Consider the following 17,733-nt stretch of genomic DNA (forward strand, 5'->3'; position numbering starts at 1 on the left):
CCTCCATCACGGACGTGTTGCGACGATGGGTTGAACTCACCCAATACGCCAGCAAGGACTTGCGCGACGTGCTCACCGAATACGGCATCACCGCCTCCATGAGCCGGCGCGGCAACTGCTGGGACAACGCCTGCAGCGAGAGCTTGTTCGGCTCGCTGAAGGTCGAGCGGCTGCACGGCCAGCGCTTGACGACCAGGCGCCAAGCCAAGGACGAAGTGGTGACCTGGATGCTCTGGTACAACCGAACCCGACTGCACTCGACGCTGGCCTACACCAGCCCGATGCAGTTCGAAGAAAACTGGCTCGCCGGCCAACCCCGGCAAGCCAGCGCGTAGTCCAGCTATGGGATACGGAATCCAGGGGCAAGGTCACTGAGCTGGGCTTGCCGGGCTTCATAAGGGGCGTTCGCCGTTTGCCTTCAAGTGCCCCGACGCCACCGCCATCAAGCGCTCGTCGCCAGACGACAACCTGGTTTGGATTGCGAATATCGTAGATCGCCGCGACCTGCCGGCTTGAGAGCTGCTCACGATCTTGATGCCTCAGCACCTGGAGCTTGAATTCAGTGGTGTAGGCGCCGCGCTTGGGCTGCAGGGCGGCCACTCCGTGTAGCCGGTAGTGGCTGACCCACGTACGGACCTTCTCCTCCGGCACTGACCATCGCCGGGCAAGCAGCTTCGCACCGCCGTCCCCAGCCAGAAAGCTCTCGACGACCTTGAGCTTGAGCCTTGTTTCGTACTTCCCCATGGGACCTCTTGAACTGTGTCCAACTTCTGGGGGTCAGTTCAAACGCGGGGCGGTTCAGGATGCCATGGCGGGCCCGGTTTCGTTCACTTTCAGCAGACCTCCAATGAAGGCAAGGATGGCGGCCGCAGCGCCGCCGTTGATGATGGTTGAGGCCTTCAAGGCACTCTGCCCAGCCTCGATGACCGATGTGAACATCTGAGCCTCAGACTGCTCACGAAAGCTCCAATGGAGCTTCATCTGTTCCAACGCAACGGCCCGCTCATGCTCCACGGCAGCCTGATCAGGCCCGTCCAACGCCGCCGCCTCCCACGCATCAAGGAAGCGTTCAAGGCGCGCGATCTCGACAGTCGAGATCTTCTGTTTCTTGACGCCTTGCAACGCCTCCCTCAGTTCGTCAAGCAGGCTTCGCTGGGTCATGCGAGCTTGTAGCCGAACTCCTCCACGTCGCGATCGGTAAATAGTCGCCGGCGACCGAGAACGCAGGCGCTGCGCCCCAATTCCGCCTGACGATAGCCCGCCGCCAACCTCGTCACTCGCTCACCGGCCGGCACCACCAAGCCTGCGCGAAGAGCACCTCCTTGGACCGCTCCAGCTGGATGCGCTCCGTACCGCGAATCAGCATCCCACGGGCGCTGATCCGGTGCACCGTGGCGGGCTCCAGCACCGGCAGCAGCCACCGGCCATCCGGGCCCAGCAAACCGGCATAGAGCCGGTTCCGGTAGTTGGTCGAGCAGGGGGGCCGGTTGAGCAGCAGAACGCCTCGCGCCGGCTCGTCAGCGAGCACTTCGTCGCGGCTGCGCTTCAGGCCTTCCGCGCGCAGCCGCACCACATGGACCAGCACAGGTCAGAAAGGCACGTCGGCCGGCTCGATCGGCTGCAGCCAGAGGGTGACAGCCTCCTCTGGCTCCAGGCAGCGCATGTGCGGCTTGGCGGCAACCTCGGCCGCGGCCTCATCCCGCTGCGCGCGGCTGATGGTCGACCAGCGGGCGTGAAGTCGCGCTGAGAACCGGATAGTCCATTCGGCGTCGGTGAGGGGGGTATCGGTCAACATGCTGGAGCTCCTGCGCATAGGGGTGCCTGCGGCCGCCGTCTCCGCTCAACGCCGCCGCTGCGTACGCCTCGGCGTCCCCTTCGGACAATCCCGGCGTCGTAGCCAGCAAGTGCGCAGCCTGGGCTGAGATCCAGTGCTCCTTCAGTCGCATGACGCCCCCATTGGGTGGTTGGTATCGTCATGATACTGTATACGTATACAGTAGTGTCAGCGCATGTCGCGTCCCGCCGCAGCCATGCCACTCGCTCCCGTCCTTCCCTTCTGGCATGCGCCACGCTGCGACACGAGAAGCTCAAACGTAACGGTCGTACAGTGGTTTGCGTCGAAGGGTTCAGGTCGGCGCGCCCCCGGCGCAGGCCAAACCAGCTTGGATGCCCAATCATGGTGCCGTCTGGGAGTAGCGGCATCGACGCTTCCACGAGTCTCTGCGAGTGCCATCCGGGGCGCCTTGGGCGCGTGGATCAACGGCACGTACGAGAAGCTGCCCACCCCATGTCACGGTGCTGGCTGCCAACCTACGTGCAGGACACCGGGCGGCCCTACTTGGACGGCCCTTTTCACTCGTTCATGCGAGCCGCAACCCCTGTAGCAGGTGCGCCGCCTGTGCCCGCGCACTTTCCCACGCCTGCTCATCGGCCGGATCTTTCGAGCAGCTGGCGGGGTCAGCCACTGACTGCAAATGGGTAATCCGTTCGCTCACGCGATCGCGAGCCTGCATCACCCTGTCGGTGATCATCGTCAAGCTCCCCAACACATGTGTTGCGCACAGCCGCTGTTGCCTGCGGACTGCGGGCGTCGAAAGTTGAGCACAAGGGTCCAACAAATGCGAGGCGCCAGCGAGGCCGAGACCGGCAAGCTTGGCCAGATCTTCTAATAAGGAAGTGAGATAACAGGCCAGGCGCTGGTGGTCGCTCAGTAGCCGCGTACGCAACACATCGGCACCCGCGGTTGGCAGCGCAGGTACCGGCGCTAGCCGAATCAGCGAATCGACCATGTGCTCCACTTCATCCTGCAAACTCGCAGTGGCGCTTTCTAGAGCTGCCCATTCGCCGGCGACGATTCCCGCCTTACGAATCATCTTGCCTCTCCCCTCACCTATTTTGAGTTTCCAAGTCGTCCGTGGCGCCACATCCTTGATCGATATTAACCACAGAGCATCGCCGCCAGCTGAGCTGCTGACTTCGGACAGGGTTCAGGTCTGCGTAGGGGCCGATGCTCCAAAAGGAACATGACCCGCCGTGCAAGTTCTTTCAGGGCGGTGTCTTGGACGGGGGAGACGCCCTCCTCGCGGACCTTGGTGTCCAGTACGCATACCATGCCAATCGCGGTGCCGTCTGCAACTATCAGGGGCGCACCTGCATAGAATTGAATGCTTGGCTGGCCATAGACCAGTGGATTTGAATTCACCCTTGGATCCGCCTCGGCATTAGTCACCACAAACACCCCCTCATGTTCAATCGCTTTGGCGCAGATGCTCATATCGAGTCCAGTTTCCTGCGAACCAAACCCAAATTGCGCTTTGAACCATTGCCGATTTCGATCGATCAGGCTCACCAAGACTATTGGCGTTTGACAGATGGCTGCAGCCGTAAGTACCACCTCTTCGAACTGCGCCTTGCACGACGAGTCAAGAATCTCAAGGCGCGCTAGCCATTCAAGTCGTTGACTAGAGTCCTGAGTGGTTATGGGCCAGATTTTCATGAATATTTATCCAAGGCAAAGGGTGACCTTAGTGACTCAAACTGCGATCGCTAGCCGCGTGGGTAACCAAGACGGCCTGATAAACCTTCTGCATCTGAACACGTGCCACCGTTTTTTACCTTATCGACAGATGGACTCACGTCTTTAGTCAGATCTGAGCGTGGACCGCCGCTCGCCAGTGGATTTAGCCACAGCTTCGCACATCTCCCTCATGCTGATCGCACAAACGCGAGTCTGCTCAAGGTTGTCAGACCTGCGCCGAAGTCCCAATGGCCTCGTTTGTTCATCCTGGAAGCGCATGACCAACTCCCGTCAAGAATCCCCTGTCACCCCCGTCTACAGCGAGCGCCAACTCGTCCCCCGTTTTGCCGATGGAGTGATGCTGGCAACGCTCAGTGCATCCGCACTTGCCGCGATGGCGATCGCATCCTCGTTCGGCAGCCCAGCGTTAGGCATGGGGCTCGCGCTGGTCCTGCTGGCCATCGGCGCCGTTGCATTTGCCGTCGCGCGCGGCTCACTCATGTCCCAGCTGCTTCTTGTCAGCGCCAACGCGGCCATGGTGGCTCTGCACATCCAGCTTGGCCGAGGCACGCTTGAATTCCATTTCGGCGTTTTTGTGCTTTTGGGCTTGGTGCTCGTGTATCGCGACTGGCGATCTGTCTTGCTGACGGCGGGCTTTTTCGCTGTCCACCATGTGCTGTTTGACCGTCTTCAGGCGCTTGGCTGGGGTGTGTACTGCACCCCGGAACCCGACTTCCTCAAGACCTCCATGCATGCCATCTATGTGATCGCACAGACGGCCGTGGAGCTGGTGTTGGCAACTGCGCTGCGACGCGCGACCGTGGCCTCTTGCGAACTGTCGGCGTTGATTCAACGCATCGACGCCTCCGGTTCGGTGGTCTGCCTGGACTTGGCCGACCTGCCGGTGAAATCCCCTGTGGCCAAATCACTCAAAGAGGCGATCGGCAAAATCCATGCAGCGGTCACCGACGTCAGCATGGCGGCAGCATCGATCGAGACCGCCGCCACAGAAATCTCCACGGGCAATCAGGACCTCAGCCAGCGCACTGAAGAGCAGGCGAGCAACCTCCAGCGTACGGCCTCTTCGATGGAGCAAATCACCGGTACCGTACGCAACTTGGCGGATTTAGCGAGTCGTGCAGACTCCTATGCGCGCCAAGCCTCCGCCGCAGCCGGGGCTGGATGCGGCGCGGTTTCAAAGGTCGTGGACACCATCGGCGAGATCGCTCACTCGTCGCGCCAGATCGGCGACATCATCGGTACGATCGACGGCATCGCCTTCCAGACCAACATCCTGGCTTTGAACGCCGCCGTAGAGGCCGCTCGCGCAGGCGAGCAAGGTCGGGGCTTCGCAGTCGTGGCTGGCGAGGTGCGTGTGCTGGCTAAGCGGTCGGCCGAGGCCGCTAAGGAGATCCGGTCACTGATTACGCAGTCCACGGACCGCGTAACGTCGGGCACTCAGCTGGTTGCTGAAGCGGGCGTCGGCATGAGCGCGATCGTCGAGCAAGCTCACAGCGTCAGCGAGCTGATTGCCGAAATTTCGGGGGCGGCGCGGGAGCAAACGCTTGGCATCGGTGAAATCGGCTCGGCCATCTCTCTGCTCGACACCGTCACTCAGCAAAACGCTGCGCTGGTGGAGCAAAGCGCGGCGGCTGCAGACAGCTTGCGCCACCAGACCGTGCTACTTAATACCGTCGTTGGTCGATTTGTGCTCACAGTGTAGACGAACATATACGTGGCGTCGCACAGCTTGTGAACAGCGTCAGGGGCCAGGGGGAATGGAATTGCACTGGATGCCCCACCCCCTGATCAAGGGGGTGTGAATATTCATTCAAGCATGAATCAGTGCCGCAATTTAACATCCCGATACGATCAACCGTAGGGATTAAGTTGTTTAAGCCACTTCTCATCATCACACTTCTCGCGGCTGTAGGTGCCCAAGCGAACACCATTACAGCTACTGCGTCAGCGGGTTTTCAGAGCGCGCAGATTACTGACAGCAAGACAGCTGGCTGTTACTACGACTCTTGCTCCACATACCCCTACCCTTACCTACCGCCCCCTGCGCCCATCACGCCACAAGGTGTGACTGCTAGCAAATCGTTCGCTTTTCGAGGTCAGAACGCATCTGCCTCAGCGCGCGTGGCCACCCCTGCCCTGCTGACCGCCAGTGCAGCAGTCTCGTCGACTTCAATTCCCTTTGACAGGCTGAATGCCTCAAGCTCGGCCAACTTCCAAGACCAGATCACCTTCTCCGCAGCCGGTTATGCGGGGCAAACTGCTCTCATCTTCATTCACTACGAAATCTCGGGAATTTCTTCTACGTCACTTGCAAATACGAATGCCCAGTCGTCTTTGAACTTATACCTGGGTTCAAATTATTTCTATGAAAGCGCTTACACGAGCTACGGCTTCAAATCGGGGTACTTCGATCCCAACTACAAATACACTGGGTACAAGGTCATGTCCACGGAGCTGGGGAAGCTCACAAATATCTCGGCAACCCTCAACACATCCTGCACTGGGCTATCGTTCGACAGCGGGTTCAACTGCGAAGCAACGAGCACTTTCAAGTTTCTGGGCATCGCCGGCGCAGCGCTTCTTGATGGAACCGAGCTTGGTAAGCTGACGGTCACCTCCCAGTCCAAATTCGACTACATCAATGGCGTCTCTCCCGTGCCGGAGCCATCGACTTACGCAATGATGAGTCTTGGCGTCCTGTGCCTGGCCATCGGCGCGAGCCGAGCTCGCCGGCGCTAAATTGCACCCTGATTGGCCCATACGAGGCGATCCCCGCAAGAGGCGTATGCACCGGTGGTTACCTTTGCGCGATAGCGAAGACCCCACGACCGGTCGCGGGCCTGGCCGACCGCATGGCCCATAGGCTGTGCGAGGTGCACGGGATCGCTTGCTTTAGCGTGAAGAGGCCAGTCCAGTGACTACCTGTCTGCTCAAGAGACTCAAGCGCGAACATCGTCCTACCCGATGTTGGTAGCCGATACGGGGATGGAGAGCGTGCAATGCACCCCATCCCGTCCAAGCTCGAAGTGACTTTTGCCGCCAAGCTGGTATGGGAGCGCCTCCTCGATCAGCTGACGCCCCTGGCCTGTCCCTTGCTGGGCAACGCCAGCATGCGGCATATGCACACCGCTCTCGCGCCAGTCGATGTGCAGCCACGGACGGCCTCGCAAGTCCGGCGGCGTGGTCCACCAGCGGATCGACAGCTTGGCCTGCGGCTGACCCAAGGCCCCGTATTTCACCGCGTTGGTGGCAAGCTCGTGCAGCACCATCGCCAACGTTTGCACCGTGCTCGAGCGCAGCCGAATGCCGGCGGGACCCTCCAGCGTGACGCGCTCGCTGACTCCGTTCATCGCCTTGATCTCCGTTTGGATCAGCTCGTCGAAGGAGATCCGATCGGTGTCCCCCAGACGGGACAGCAGCCCTTGCACACGGGCGAGCGCGCCGAGTCGGTCATCGAAGCCCGCGCGAAATTCATTCAGATCTTGGCTGGACTCACCTGTCCGATCTGCTATGGATCGCACAACACCCAGCAGGTTGCGAGTACGGTGCTGCAACTCCCGCGCAAGAATGGACTGCCTTTCGTGCAGCTCCCGAATCTCGTCGACGTCGGTCGATGTGCCCAACCACTCGATGATGTGACCCGCCTCATCACGTGCAGCCGTGGCTCGGGTCTGGAACCACCGATAGCGGTGCTCGTCGGCGTGGTAGATGCGGTACTCGGCGTGGAACTCCCCTCGCTCGATCGCCTCCGCCCACGTCGCCATCACCCTGGCGCGATCGTCCGGATGTACCGGCTCCAGCCAGTCAATGCCATGGCTGGCGCACTCAGCCTGCCCGGTAAATGGTCGGCCCTGCAAAGCTCCCAAGTCGTTGTCCTGAAACGACTTTCGGGTGATTTCCGATGGTGAAGTCTCCCGGGAAGCATTCCAATGGACGTCGGTTTCTGGGAGTTCTGGAGTCACCACCGATGGCCACCGACGACTTCTTTCGCGCCCGGCTCGATCAGATGATCGACCTGCGCCACGCGCTGGCGGTGCTGGCCACGCGCATGCCGTGGGCGCAGATCGAGGCTTCGCTGGCGCCGGTGTTCGCGCACCGGGATCGCAAGGGCCGGCCGGTGGAAGGCTCTGACCTGTTCGGCCCCAGCCTGGCGGTGGCCGGTGCCGGCGTCAGCAACGCCGGCCGCCCGCGTTTGCCCATCCGGCTGATGGTGGCGCTGCTGTACCTCAAGCACGCCTACAACGAGAGCGACGAGTCGGTGGTCGTGCGCTGGTCGCAGGACGTGTACTTCCAGTTCTTCAGCGGGCAGGTCTACTTTGAGCCGCGCCTGCCCTGTGACCCGGCGCAGATCAGCCGCTTCCGTCGGGTGCTGGGCGAGGCCGGTGTCGAGCAGTTGCTCAAGACCACCATCGAGGCGGCGGTGGCCATGGGCGCAGTCAAGAAGACCGAGTTCGAGCGCGTGATCGTGGACTCCACCGTGCAGAGCAAGGCCATCGCCCACCCCACCGACAGCCGGCTGCTGGAGCTGGCGCGCGAGAAGATCGCCCGGCTGGCCAAGCGCGCGGGCATCCAGCTCAAGCAGACCCACCAGCACGAGGGCCAGACGCTGCGACGGCGCGCGGGCGGTTATGCCCATGCCAAGCAGTTCAAGCGGCTGCGGGCCGTGCTCAAGCGCCAGCGCACGATCCTGGGCCGACTGCTGCGCGAGGTGCGCCGCAAGATGGGCGGCCTGGCCGACGAGACCCGCGCCAGTTTGGACACCTGGGTTGAGCGCGCCGAGCGCATCCACCGGCAGCGGCCCAAGGACAAGAACAAGCTGTATGCCCTGCACGCACCGGAGGCCGAGTGCATCGGCAAGGGCAAGGCCCGCCAGCCCTACGAGTTCGGCGTGAAGGTGAGCCTAGCCGTCACCCACCAGCACGGCCTGATGGTGGGCGCGCGCAGCTTCCCAGGCAACCCGTACGACGGCCACACGCTGGCCGCGCAGATCGAGCAGACCACCAACCTGCTGCAGGACATCGGCGTCAAGCCCACCGCCGCCATCGTGGACCTGGGCTACCGGGGCGTGGACAAGGACGTGGCGCCGGTGGAGGTGATCCACCGCGGCAAGTTCAAGTCGCTCAGCCCCAGGCAGCGGACTTGGTTGAAGCGCAGACAGGCCATCGAACCGTTGATCGGCCACACCAAGGCCGACCACCGGATGGACCGGTGCTGGCTCAAGGGCGCGGAAGGCGACGCGCTGCATGCGGTGCTGTGCGCGGCGGGCTTCAACATCCGCTGGCTGCTGCGGGCCATCGCCCGGCTGGGCCTGGGTGGCGTTTTGTTGGCCTTGTCCGCGATGGCGCTGTATGCGGCGGCCATGGCGGAAGTGCTGCGTCATCCAGTCTCCTGCGCTGAAGTCGCGCTGGAGCCGTGACCGCTGCCGCTCTTGCGATCACATGGCCGTGTCGGCACGCTGGAAATGGATTTCGCAGGGCCAACTAAATGCCGTCCATTGGGGACTGGCCCAGGTCCAGCGGCCAGCGCCCTCGGCTCGCCATACCAGTTGCGGCACACCCTCGACCAGCCTTTGCAGCCGCCGCTCCGTCGCTTGAAGGGCTTGCTCGGCGAGCTTGGACTCGTGAATGTCGACGGCTGCGCCGAACCAACGCGTGATCAAGCCGTCCGCGTTACGCACGGGAATATGACGCACGAGATGCCAGCGCCAGCCATCGCCTGCTTTGTGAATGCGTTGTTGCCTCTCAAGCGGCTCGCCGCTTGCAAAAGCGCGTTCAAAAGCAGCGCGCGGCGGGTAGGTCGTCGGGGTGAATCGCCTCCAGCCACCCATAGTTCTGCGTGTCGGGCGCGCTTTGTCCGGTGTAGGTCAACCACCGATCGTTGAGCGCCACTTCTTGCCCATCCGGGCTGGCGGACCAGAGCAGCACCGGAACCAGCTCCACCATCATTCGCTGGCGTTCCTCGCTTTCTCGCAATGCCGCCTCGGCCCGTTTGCGCTCGGTGATGTCGAGAACGACCGCGACGCCTTCTCCGTTCTCCTCGATGCGGCGCCCGGAGAACAGACCCCAGAAGCGCTCGCCGTTGCGCCGGAAATATTCTTTTTCGTAGGGCTCGATCGTGCCCGTGATCTTGTAATGCTCGACGGCTCGTTGAGTTTGCACGATCCACTCGGGAGGAGTAAGGCGGTCCCACCGAACGTCACCGCGCTCGAGCTCAGTGCGGTTGTAGCCAACCATGTCGAGAAATGCATCGTTTGCATCTGTGATGGCGCCGGTCAAGCCAAAGAATGCAATCGCAACGACGCCGCTCTCCGCCACGCTACGCAGGCGCTTTTCGCTCCGCTTGAGCGCCATCTCTGCACGGCCACGCTCCACCGCCCCCCACGTTCGCTCGGCGACCCCCATCAACAGTACCTCTGCATCGCTTGAGCAGGTGCGCACCTCGCTGTCCCCAACCAGTAGCGAGGCGACAAGCCGTTCCTGCTTGACCAGAGTCGCCATGAGCATCGAGCGGAAACCCAGCTTGGTGTAGCGCGCCCGCAGCTCAGGGCTCAAGCCCTCGAAGTTCGCGTAGTCAGCGACGTTCAGCATCTTCCCTGTTCGCAACAGGTCAAGAAACGCCGGGACATCTGAAACGTCATGCGTCCCCGCAAGCGACGGAAGGCCATCCCTCGTCGCGTCACGGAGAACGACACCGCGAGCAGTTACTTCATCCCACTCGACGTAGTAGCACCATCCCGCATCGAGGTGATCACGCAGCAACCTAGTGGCCTCTCCTTGGATGTCGACCGCCGCGTCGAGCGGCCTGAGAGCATCGCTCAGCTGCAGCAGGAACGTGTACCGCTCCTCGCTTGCGCGCAGTGCTGCCTCTGCACGGGCGCGCTCGACCTCAGCCCAGCAACGGCCGGCGAGGTGCTCGACGAGTGCTATCTCCTCACTCGTCCATCGACGTGGCAGGCGCTGCTTGACTGCCAAGACACTCGTCAGCCGTCCACCGGCGAGTACAGGGGCCGCAAGGTCCGCGCCAATGTCCATGCGGGCGGTCGCCGCCCGCATCGCGCTGTCCGCGCGGGCATCTGTCTTGGTATCCTCGACAACTACCGCGCGACCCAGGCGATGCGATGCACTGTAAGGTTCCCAAGCTGCGAGCGGAAAGCGACCTTCGATGGCGAGAACGCCCGGGGCGGCGACAGACCCGAGAATGACAAATTCCTCCGTCGTCCAGTCCACTTCGGCCCAATGGGCGCGGTCGACGCCAAGTTGCTCCAAAAGCATGCGGCAAGCCGTCTCCGCCACCGCGCTCGGCTCCCGAAGTCCGCGAACCACTTCGGAGAATCGAACGAGGAACTCGTTAAGCAGGTGCATCTAGCTGGTCGCTCCGTCGCAGGTTCTGCTGCCAGTAAGGGCACTCCCCGTCCTGGGCGGCAACACCAGCCATTTTCGCCGGTCCGCATGTTTTCATGGACAAACCGGCCCTTATACAGTCCGGTGCGTCGTACAGCTAGGGAAGGTCTGCACAACGCGATGCGGAGTGCCGTTTGAGGTGAATTGATGCTGCGGCGGTGCTTTGAGGTCCGTCATGCGAGCGTGCAGCGCTGCTCTGGAGCCCTTGGGAAGCGCTCAGCGCGCGACGGACAGCCTGCCGCGTCCGCTGCGGGCGCACTCATCCCGTGGCTCCCATCAATCGCCGCCGTGCCGTCCAGAGGTTGCCCAGCGCGAACAGCGTGACGATCTGCGCGGTGTTCTTCTTCAGCCCGCGGTAGCGCACCTTCGTGTAGCCGAACTGCCGCTTGAGCACGCGAACGGGTGCTCGACCTTTGCTCTCACGCTGGCCTTGGCCCGCTCGATCTGCTCGGCGATGAACTGCGGCTCGATGAACGGGTTGAGCTTGCGACGCAGCCCTGGCCTCATGGCGACGTGCCAGGCCGGGCCGGCAGCCTCTGGCCGCTTGTGCACGCCCTGGTAGCCAGCGTCACCGAAGGCGGCCTCTTCCTCGCCGTGCAACAGCGAGCCGGCCTGCGTCACATCGTTGACGCTGGCGGCCGTTCCCACCACGCTGTGCACCAGGCCCGAGTGCGCATCCACGCCGATATGTGCCTTCATGCCGAAATACCACTGGTTGCCCTTCTTGGCCTGCTTCATCTCCGGGTCGCGCTCGCCTTCGGCGTTCTTGGTGGAACTGGGGGCCGCGATCAGCGTGGCGTCGACCACGGTGCCCTTCTTCATCATCACGCCCTTGGCCTGCAGGATGTCGTTGACCACCCGCAGCATGTCGGTGGCCAGGTCATGCTTCTCAAGCAGGTGCCGAAACCGCAGGATCGTGGTCTCGTCGGGCAGGCGGGTCACACCGTCACCCAGCTTGGCGAACTCCCGGAACACCGGCATGTCGTGCAGCGCTTCTTCCATCGCCGGGTCCGACAGCGCAAACCATTGCTGCAGATAGTGGATGCGCAGCATGGTCTCGATGCCAAACGGCGGGCGGCCCGTCTTGGCCTTGGGGTAGTAGGGTTCCGCCACCTGCACCAACGCCGCCCACGGCACCACGCGCTCCATCTCGTCGAGGAACTCGCGCTTGCGCGTCCTCTTGGTCGACAGGTTCAGGCCAAGTCCGAGCTGTTTCATGGCTGTCATCGTCGCCCCTTCGGCAGCCTCACGCCAGCCGGATCAGCCCGGGGTTTTGCAGACCTTCCTTAGGCGTCGCGGCTGTGGATGCGCCCGCGCAGTGGGGCTGGTAGACCAGATTGCAGGAAAGACACCCGCATGAACGATGAAGACAGCGATCTGACGCCGCGAGAAGGGCAAGAGTACGGCGCGCAGTATTCCTGCGGCGTCTGCGACGCCCAACCAGCGCCGTTCGGCATCGGGACGTTGTACCGGGTGCGGGAGGAGCCGAGCCACTGGTGGATGGGCCTTCTGGAAGATGCAAACGCGCATTACCTGTGCAACGACTGCAAGGACCAGGGCTACGACGTGCGGCCGCTCATGGAGGCTCCGACGACGTGAATGCGTAAGCGCGGGACTTCACCTGCCACCCGGACTTGTGTACACCTCCACGAGCGCCTGCAAGGCGGGCGCAGCGACCACGAGGCCTTGTCCTGGATTATGACAAGGTGACGCAAATGCGCTACGCTCGTGTTGCAAATGAGCGCTGTACAGGAGCCCCGCATGTCATCGACCGCCGCTTCCCCGCTGCACAACCTTTGGTCGATCGTTCTGTCGAGGGTTGCCGGCGCCCACATCGAGCTCGGCGACTACATCCCGAACAGCGGTGAACGGTCGTCATCGCGGGAAGGCGGCATAGCGAGCGTCAAGCGCGGCACGGAAAGTGAGCTGAATGACGTCAGCCGCGTCGGCGGGCCGCGAAAGAGCAGATCCAAGCCTGGTCGGCACGCACCGGTGAGCCGCAGTTCTGCTGTCGAGCACTTCGCGATCCCCGGCCACCTGTCGGCCAAGCAAGCCTACGTCATCGTCAAGTCGGGCATCCCCAGCCGCAGCCTGGAGCCACTGAGCGACCACTTGGGCATCGGCAAAGGCGCGGCCGCGGGTGTCTTGGGGATGGACCGCGCTACGGCCAACCGCAAGGTGGCCAAGGACGACGTGCTTCCGCCCTACGCGGCCGAGAGCATGCTGCGCCTGCTCGAGCTCGACGCGATGGCCCGCGACACATTCGAGACTGATGAAGAAGCGGCCGCATGGCTGCGCAAGCCACACCCCATGCTTGACGGGGAGACGCCGCTGGACTGCGCCAAATCCGGCTTTGGCGCCGAACACGTGAAGGACATCCTCAACGCCGTCAAGTACGGTGGCGTCGTTTGATCACGGTCTACCGCATCGGCTACTGCGAGACGCCGGCACCAGCGCTTACCGTCCTGCTCATGAGTCTGGGTTACGGCTCGACGCAGGGCAGCGGCCGCTGGCACACCAAGGGGCATAACCAGGTCGTCTATTGCGGATCGAGCCGGGCCCTGTGCCAGCTCGAGAAGCGCGTGCACGCCAATGGCGCGAACCCCAAGAACCAGGCGCTCATGCGGCTTGAGATTCCCGCCGCCACATCCCTGATCGAGGTCGAGACACTGGGCCTGCCCGCTGACTGGCGCGACGACGAGACGGCCACACAGACCCTCGGCAACGCCTGGGTAGCCTCCGGCGCGAGCCTGGGCCTATGGGTGCCGTCGTATATCGAGCCCAACGAGCGGAACCTGCTACTCAACCCCGCGCACCGCGATCACGCCACCATCACGCTCCACATCGAGCGCCACCCGTTCAAGTTCGACCCGCGGCTGTTCATCGCGCCGGCGCCAGCAACGCCTGGCGGCACTTCGCCCTAGGCGCCAGATCCCATCCGTCAAAGGAAGCGGCTCACGAGGAATCCGCAGAAGCAGGGATCGGCGGGCAGGGCGCCTGAGCATGTACATCCTGCGCCCGCCTGGGGCACGAGCGATCAAATTTTTTCTGTCTTGACCAGGAACAGCTGCCATAGGCCTGGATGCATCGGCGAGGACTCGACCTGCCAGGCCGGCGCTTCCCAGGCCTGCACGAGCGGGCTGTGGCACAAACAAGCCTGGCGGATTGTGCTTGAGTCAGGCCGGCCGCCACTCGCGCATCCTTGACCGTCTGTGGCGACGGCGATGAGAACGCCTTGTCGACACCCCGCGCAGGCCGAAGTGATGGCTCATTCACCTTCACCGGCGGCGCCGGCTCGGCGCCAAGATTCGCTCGTTCCCTGCTGTTCACCTGCTCGCTCCGCCGGCACCGTGCCGCCCTGGTACGGCGGGGAATGTACCGACAAGTCCGAGCGCGTCAAGGCGGCTGACCCAACGGCAAGCCCCACCGGCCGCGCGTTCAGTATCCTGGCAGCGTGGAGCGCCACAGGCGCTCAATGGCCGGTCTGAGCAGCACGCAGCCCGCGCTCGATGTTGTCCAGCTTCCTGAACCGCCCCGGTTATGAACTGACCCCCAGAAGTTGGACACAGTTCAAGAGGTCCCATGGGGAAGTACGAAACAAGGCTCAAGCTCAAGGTCGTCGAGAGCTTTCTGGCTGGGGACGGCGGTGCGAAGCTGCTTGCCCGGCGATGGTCAGTGCCGGAGGAGAAGGTCCGTACGTGGGTCAGCCACTACCGGCTACACGGAGTGGCCGCCCTGCAGCCCAAGCGCGGCGCCTACACCACTGAATTCAAGCTCCAGGTGCTGAGGCATCAAGATCGTGAGCAGCTCTCAAGCCGGCAGGTCGCGGCGATCTACGATATTCGCAATCCAAACCAGGTTGTCGTCTGGCGACGAGCGCTTGATGGCGGTGGCGTCGGGGCACTTGAAGGCAAACGGCGAACGCCCCTTATGAAGCCCGGCAAGCCCAGCTCAGAGCCACCCGACCCCGATAGTGCCAGCTCAAACCGCGCGCTTCTTGAGGAGGTTGAACGGCTGCGTGCGGAGGTCGCCTACCTAAAAAAATTGGAGGCCTTGGTTCGGGGCAATCGGCAACCCGCTCACAAAGAGCGCAAGCCGTCCTCGAGCTGAGGCCAGACTACCCGTTGCAGGTGCTGCTGGCGGCATCAGGCCTGTCGCGGAGCACGTTCTACTACCAGGCCAAGGTCTTGGAGGCCGGCGACAAGCACGCAGGCTTGAAGTCGCGCATCAAGACCGCCTATGAGCGCCACAAGGGCCGCTACGGCTATCGGCGCATCACATGCGAACTGCGTCAGGGAGGCCAGGCGGTGAATCACAAGACTGTGCAGCGACTGATGAACAGCCTCGGCCTGAAGTCGCTGGTCCGGCCGAAGCGATATCGCTCCTACCAGGGAGAGTTGGCCCCATCGCCGAACTTGCTTGCTCGGCAGTTCAGCGCAGCACGGCCGAATGAGAGGTGGGTGACGGACGTGACCGAATTCAACGTCCGCGGCGCCAAGCTCTATCTGTCACCGGTGATGGACCTCTACAACGGCGAAATCGTGACCTTCGAGATGCAGGAGCGGCCTCTGTACTCTCTTGTCGGGAACATGCTCAAGAAGGCACTGGCGAAGCTGCACGGCCGCGGAGCAGCCCCGCTTCTGCACTCCGATCAGGGCTGGCACTATCAGATGCCCGCGTACCGCAAACAACTCAGCGCACACGGGCTGACGCAAAGCATGTCTCGCAAGGGCAATTGCCTGGACAACGCGGCCATGGAGAGCTTCTTCGGCACCCTCAAGTCAGAGTTCTTCTACCTCAACAAATTCGTTGACATCGCAGCGTTGAAGTCCGGGCTGCGCCGCTACATTCGCTACTACAACCATCAGCGCATCAGGCTCAAGCTCAACGGGTTGAGCCCGGTGCAGTACCGGCTGCGGGCCGTGAACGCCTAGGGAAGGTCTGCACAACTACGTGCCGATCCGAATAGCCTGACCGCCCTGCGCCAGGGATGATCACGCTCATGAAGCAGCTCGGACTTGGCCTGAACCTGTCGACGAAGAAGACCCGAAAGCGCGAGTTCCTCGAAGAGATGGAACGCGTGGTGCCGTGGTCGGCGCTGATGCAGGTGGTGGAGCCGTACTACCCCAAGGCCAAGACCGGACGGCCGCCGTTTCCCATCGAGACCATGCTGCGAGTTCACTACCTGCAGCAATGGTTCGCGCTGTCCGACCCGGCGATGGAAGAGGCGCTGCACGACATGCCCGTCTTCCGTGAGTTCGCTCGTTTGGGCGAAGGTGTCGAGCGATTGCCCGACGAGACCACCATCCTGAGGTTTCGGCACCTGCTGGAGAAGCACGATTTGGCCACCGACATGCTGCGGGTGGTCAACGACATCCTCCAGGCCAAGGGCCTGATGATGAAGAAGGGCACCGTCGTCGACGCCACCTTGATCGCCGCGCCGAGTTCGACCAAGAACGCCGAGGGCGAGCGGGACCCCGAGATGAAGCAGGCCAAGAAGGGCAACCAGTGGTACTTCGGCATGAAGGCCCACATCGGCGTGGACGCGCACTCCGGCTTGGTGCACAGCGTCGTGGGCACGGCCGCCAGCGTCAACGACGTGACGCAGGCCGGCGCACTGCTGCACGGTGACGAGGAGGTCGCCTTTGGAGACGCGGGCTACCAAGGCGTGCACAAGCGCATCGAAGCCCAGGGGCCGCAGTGGCACGTGGCCATGCGGCCAGGGTTGCGGCGCAAGCTCAACCCGTTCATCGCGCCGCACTTCGAGGCGCTGAGCCTGGAGAAGTGGAAGGCAAGCATCCGGGCCAAGGTCGAGCATCCGTTCCGGGTAATCAAGCGGCAGTTCGGCTACACAAAGGTTCGCTACCGAGGATTGGCCAAGAACACGGCGCAGATCGCCACGCTCTTCGCGCTGTCAAACCTGTGGATGGCGAGGCGGCAGCTGATCGGAGCGCAGGGATGAGTGCGTCCGCGGTGCCTTGCAGGGGCCTGCGGAGCGCTGCAGCAGGCCCAACCGGGGCCTCGAAGACGCCGCGAATCGCCTCGGTGCAGCCAGACGGCGCTTGACGATCATCGAATCGGCTCGACGGGCGCATCGCATCGCGTTGTGCAGACCTTCCCTAGTGGAGCAGTCAGCCGCCGCGGCAAAGTCGCTCAGTGAGCAGGCGCGCAGCCTCTCGACGGTTGTTAGTGCCTTCCAGCTGCAGGCGGCCAACGCAGCTTGAAGGGCCGGGGCTGTCCCCACGGTCGCGACGTCGCCCCGCAGCCAGTGTTCGCCCGGGGGTACCGGCTGCGTGCCAACGCGTAGGCCTCTTGGGGGCAGTGGCACTCGTGGTTGGCCGAGGCGCGATCGGGCGCCCGCCAAATGGCTTGCACGATGGGCTCCCGAAGTCGTGAGCGGACACGGACTCGAGCTCTGCGGCGCGCCTCAAGCGCTCTATATACCTTCTAAGTCAACACGAGAGAACCATGTCCCAAGCCACTGCCAGCAACATGATCGACGTCCGGGCCATCCCGGGACCCGAGCGTCACGCGACCATCTTCGCCGCGTTCAAAGCCCTCGCCATCGGCGACGCCCTCGAGATCAGCAACGACCACGACCCCCGGCCGCTGTACCACCAGTTCCAGGCCGAGGTGCCGGGCAACTTCTCCTGGATGTACCTGCAGAACGGTCCGGCGGTGTGGCGCGTGAGCGTCCAGAAGCTCGGGCGCTCCCACGGCGCCGGCGGGTGCTGCGGCGTGTGTGGCGGTGGCGCCTGAACCGCCGGACGGACAACCAATTCCAGGAACAGATCC

At 63.1% G+C, this 17,733-nt stretch carries 18 protein-coding genes and 2 pseudogenes; 10 read left to right on the forward strand and 10 right to left on the reverse strand.

Annotation, left to right across the window (positions count from 1 at the left end; all coding sequences use genetic code 11):
• Positions 1–38: 38 nt before the first annotated feature.
• Positions 39–335: pseudogene (locus MW290_RS04740) on the forward strand (integrase core domain-containing protein); the annotation flags it as partial.
• Positions 336–585: 250 nt separating this feature from the next.
• Here MW290_RS04740 and MW290_RS33250 read toward each other — a convergent pair.
• The 6 genes and pseudogenes from MW290_RS33250 to MW290_RS04765 form a co-directional block, all read right to left on the reverse strand.
• Positions 586–744: pseudogene (locus MW290_RS33250) on the reverse strand (IS3 family transposase); the annotation flags it as partial.
• 54 nt (positions 745–798) lie between these two features.
• Positions 799–1,161: a hypothetical protein gene (locus tag MW290_RS04745; RefSeq protein WP_250196120.1), complete on the reverse strand. Its 363-nt coding sequence runs from the start codon at positions 1,159–1,161 to the stop codon at positions 799–801.
• 112 nt (positions 1,162–1,273) lie between these two features.
• Positions 1,274–1,585, reverse strand: a complete 312-nt coding sequence (locus MW290_RS04750; protein ID WP_250196121.1) for a hypothetical protein — start codon at positions 1,583–1,585, stop codon at positions 1,274–1,276.
• A 3-nt stretch (positions 1,586–1,588) separates the two neighbouring features.
• Positions 1,589–1,795 carry a hypothetical protein gene (locus MW290_RS04755; RefSeq protein WP_250196122.1) on the reverse strand — a complete coding sequence of 69 codons (207 nt, stop codon included), beginning with the start codon at positions 1,793–1,795 and terminating at the stop codon, positions 1,589–1,591.
• A 565-nt stretch (positions 1,796–2,360) separates the two neighbouring features.
• Positions 2,361–2,873 carry a hypothetical protein gene (locus tag MW290_RS04760; protein WP_250196123.1) on the reverse strand — a complete coding sequence of 171 codons (513 nt, stop codon included), beginning with the start codon at positions 2,871–2,873 and terminating at the stop codon, positions 2,361–2,363.
• Between the two features lie 65 nt (positions 2,874–2,938).
• Entirely contained in the window at positions 2,939–3,496 is a 558-nt protein-coding gene (locus MW290_RS04765) for a GAF domain-containing protein (protein ID WP_250196124.1), read from the reverse strand.
• A gap of 298 nt (positions 3,497–3,794) precedes the next feature.
• Here MW290_RS04765 and MW290_RS04770 point away from each other — a divergent pair, with 298 nt between their 5' ends.
• Positions 3,795–5,240 (forward strand): methyl-accepting chemotaxis protein, encoded by a 1,446-nt coding sequence (locus MW290_RS04770; protein ID WP_250196125.1) that lies wholly within the window; start codon positions 3,795–3,797, stop codon positions 5,238–5,240.
• 419 nt (positions 5,241–5,659) lie between these two features.
• A complete protein-coding gene (locus MW290_RS04775) occupies positions 5,660–6,277 on the forward strand; it encodes a PEP-CTERM sorting domain-containing protein (RefSeq protein ID WP_250196126.1) in 618 nt (205 codons plus the stop codon).
• A 218-nt stretch (positions 6,278–6,495) separates the two neighbouring features.
• Here MW290_RS04775 and MW290_RS04780 read toward each other — a convergent pair whose 3' ends face one another.
• The gene (locus MW290_RS04780) at positions 6,496–7,404 is read right to left on the reverse strand and encodes a sensor histidine kinase (protein ID WP_250196127.1); all 909 of its coding nucleotides are present in this window, start codon (positions 7,402–7,404) and stop codon (positions 6,496–6,498) included.
• A gap of 101 nt (positions 7,405–7,505) precedes the next feature.
• On the opposite strand from MW290_RS04780, the gene MW290_RS04785 reads away from it, so the two are divergent.
• Entirely contained in the window at positions 7,506–8,954 is a 1,449-nt protein-coding gene (locus tag MW290_RS04785) for an IS5 family transposase (protein ID WP_250196100.1), read from the forward strand.
• 18 nt (positions 8,955–8,972) lie between these two features.
• On the opposite strand, the gene MW290_RS04790 is transcribed toward MW290_RS04785, so the two are convergent.
• From MW290_RS04790 to MW290_RS04800, 3 genes are all read right to left on the reverse strand, one after another.
• A complete protein-coding gene (locus MW290_RS04790; protein WP_250196128.1) occupies positions 8,973–9,365 on the reverse strand; it encodes a PAS domain-containing protein in 393 nt (130 codons plus the stop codon).
• Positions 9,310–10,899 (reverse strand): GAF and PAS domain-containing protein, encoded by a 1,590-nt coding sequence (locus tag MW290_RS04795; protein ID WP_250196129.1) that lies wholly within the window; start codon positions 10,897–10,899, stop codon positions 9,310–9,312. Before MW290_RS04795 ends, MW290_RS04790 begins: the two co-directional genes overlap by 56 nt.
• Before the next feature lie 298 nt (positions 10,900–11,197).
• Positions 11,198–12,156 (reverse strand): IS5 family transposase gene (locus MW290_RS04800; protein ID WP_250196593.1). Its coding sequence is split into 2 segments (ribosomal slippage): positions 11,198–11,334 and positions 11,334–12,156, totalling 960 coding nucleotides; the frame shifts between segments, so codons are not numbered across the junction.
• A gap of 138 nt (positions 12,157–12,294) precedes the next feature.
• Between MW290_RS04800 and MW290_RS04805 the strand changes: the two genes are divergently transcribed.
• The 6 genes from MW290_RS04805 (at position 12,295) to MW290_RS04830 (ending at position 17,697) form a co-directional block, all read left to right on the forward strand.
• The gene (locus MW290_RS04805) at positions 12,295–12,537 is read left to right on the forward strand and encodes a hypothetical protein (RefSeq protein WP_250196130.1); all 243 of its coding nucleotides are present in this window, start codon (positions 12,295–12,297) and stop codon (positions 12,535–12,537) included.
• Between the two features lie 162 nt (positions 12,538–12,699).
• Complete coding sequence (locus MW290_RS04810) at positions 12,700–13,350, forward strand: Xre family toxin-antitoxin system antitoxin (protein WP_250196131.1); 651 nt, start codon at positions 12,700–12,702, stop codon at positions 13,348–13,350.
• The gene (locus MW290_RS04815; RefSeq protein WP_250196132.1) at positions 13,347–13,862 is read left to right on the forward strand and encodes an RES family NAD+ phosphorylase; all 516 of its coding nucleotides are present in this window, start codon (positions 13,347–13,349) and stop codon (positions 13,860–13,862) included. Before MW290_RS04810 ends, MW290_RS04815 begins: the two co-directional genes overlap by 4 nt.
• A 658-nt stretch (positions 13,863–14,520) precedes the next feature.
• A protein-coding gene (locus MW290_RS04820; RefSeq protein ID WP_250196133.1) for an IS3 family transposase occupies positions 14,521–15,872 on the forward strand; the annotation gives its coding sequence in 2 pieces (ribosomal slippage) (positions 14,521–14,991 and positions 14,994–15,872; 1,350 coding nt in all).
• A gap of 68 nt (positions 15,873–15,940) precedes the next feature.
• Positions 15,941–16,900, forward strand: coding sequence for an IS5 family transposase (locus tag MW290_RS04825; protein ID WP_250194184.1), 960 nt, complete (start codon positions 15,941–15,943; stop codon positions 16,898–16,900).
• A 506-nt stretch (positions 16,901–17,406) separates the two neighbouring features.
• Complete coding sequence (locus MW290_RS04830; RefSeq protein WP_250196134.1) at positions 17,407–17,697, forward strand: DUF2249 domain-containing protein; 291 nt, start codon at positions 17,407–17,409, stop codon at positions 17,695–17,697.
• Positions 17,698–17,733 lie beyond the last annotated feature (36 nt).

The sequence above is a fragment of the Aquincola tertiaricarbonis genome (genome assembly GCF_023573145.1).
In the GTDB taxonomy this organism is placed as follows: Bacteria; Pseudomonadota; Gammaproteobacteria; order Burkholderiales; family Burkholderiaceae_C; genus Aquincola; species Aquincola tertiaricarbonis_B.

Bases quoted from the DNA above. Each gene is read 5' to 3' on its own strand.
- MW290_RS04765 (WP_250196124.1), bottom strand. From the start codon at position 3,496: ATGAAAATCTGGCCCATAACCACTCAGGACTCTAGTCAACGACTTGAA.
- MW290_RS04760 (WP_250196123.1), bottom strand. From the start codon at position 2,873: ATGATTCGTAAGGCGGGAATCGTCGCCGGCGAATGGGCAGCTCTAGAA.
- MW290_RS04745 (WP_250196120.1), bottom strand. From the start codon at position 1,161: ATGACCCAGCGAAGCCTGCTTGACGAACTGAGGGAGGCGTTGCAAGGC.
- MW290_RS04770 (WP_250196125.1), top strand. From the start codon at position 3,795: ATGACCAACTCCCGTCAAGAATCCCCTGTCACCCCCGTCTACAGCGAG.
- MW290_RS04755 (WP_250196122.1), bottom strand. From the start codon at position 1,795: ATGTTGACCGATACCCCCCTCACCGACGCCGAATGGACTATCCGGTTC.
- MW290_RS04805 (WP_250196130.1), top strand. From the start codon at position 12,295: ATGAACGATGAAGACAGCGATCTGACGCCGCGAGAAGGGCAAGAGTAC.
- MW290_RS04830 (WP_250196134.1), top strand. From the start codon at position 17,407: ATGTCCCAAGCCACTGCCAGCAACATGATCGACGTCCGGGCCATCCCG.
- MW290_RS04810 (WP_250196131.1), top strand. From the start codon at position 12,700: ATGTCATCGACCGCCGCTTCCCCGCTGCACAACCTTTGGTCGATCGTT.
- MW290_RS04825 (WP_250194184.1), top strand. From the start codon at position 15,941: ATGAAGCAGCTCGGACTTGGCCTGAACCTGTCGACGAAGAAGACCCGA.
- MW290_RS04795 (WP_250196129.1), bottom strand. From the start codon at position 10,899: ATGCACCTGCTTAACGAGTTCCTCGTTCGATTCTCCGAAGTGGTTCGC.
- MW290_RS04785 (WP_250196100.1), top strand. From the start codon at position 7,506: ATGGCCACCGACGACTTCTTTCGCGCCCGGCTCGATCAGATGATCGAC.
- MW290_RS04790 (WP_250196128.1), bottom strand. From the start codon at position 9,365: ATGGGTGGCTGGAGGCGATTCACCCCGACGACCTACCCGCCGCGCGCT.